Origin of the sequence: Deinococcus pimensis DSM 21231 (assembly GCF_000519345.1) — a bacterium.
Taxonomy (GTDB): Bacteria; Deinococcota; Deinococci; order Deinococcales; family Deinococcaceae; genus Deinococcus_A; species Deinococcus_A pimensis.
In genome coordinates this window covers 34,201-34,704 of the sequence record NZ_KI912620.1, presented here as the reverse complement: position 1 = coordinate 34,704, position 504 = coordinate 34,201, and the positions used below count along the sequence as shown (strand labels likewise).

The 504-nt window shown below is 71.0% G+C and carries 1 protein-coding gene; it reads left to right on the top strand.

The annotated features are described in order from the left end of the window. Window positions 1–504: S49 family peptidase (locus DEIPI_RS27840; RefSeq protein WP_045233466.1), on the top strand; the 504-nt coding region annotated here is incomplete at both ends.

Genomic DNA, 504 nt, shown 5'->3' with positions numbered 1-504 from the left:
TGCCCGCGCAGGAGAAGCTGCCGCGCGGCGTGACGCGGCCCACCTGGATCGTCCTCGACCTGCAGGGCAGCTACCCGGCCCGCACGCCCAGGAATCCGCTGCAGCGGGCGCTGTCGCGCACGATGTCCCTGGAGGCCCTCGACGACACCATCGACGACCTAGTCTCGGACGAGTGGCTGCACGGCGTGCTGGTCCGCGTCGGCGATCTGGAGGTGGGCGCGGCCACCGCGATGCACCTGCGCCGCTCGCTGGAGCGCCTCTCGAAGGAGAAGCGGACGGTCGCGCACGCCGCGCGGCTCGACATGACGTCGCTGCTCGTCGCGAGCGCCGCGCGCGAGCTGGCGGTGCCGGAGTCGGCGGAGCTCTACCTGACCGGCTTCACGATGGAGGTGACGTTCCTCGGGGAGTTCCTGCGCAGGCACGGGGTGAACTTCGAGAACGTCCGCATCCGCGAGTACAAGAGCGCCCTGACGCGCTACAGCGAGGACCGCATGGACCCCTACG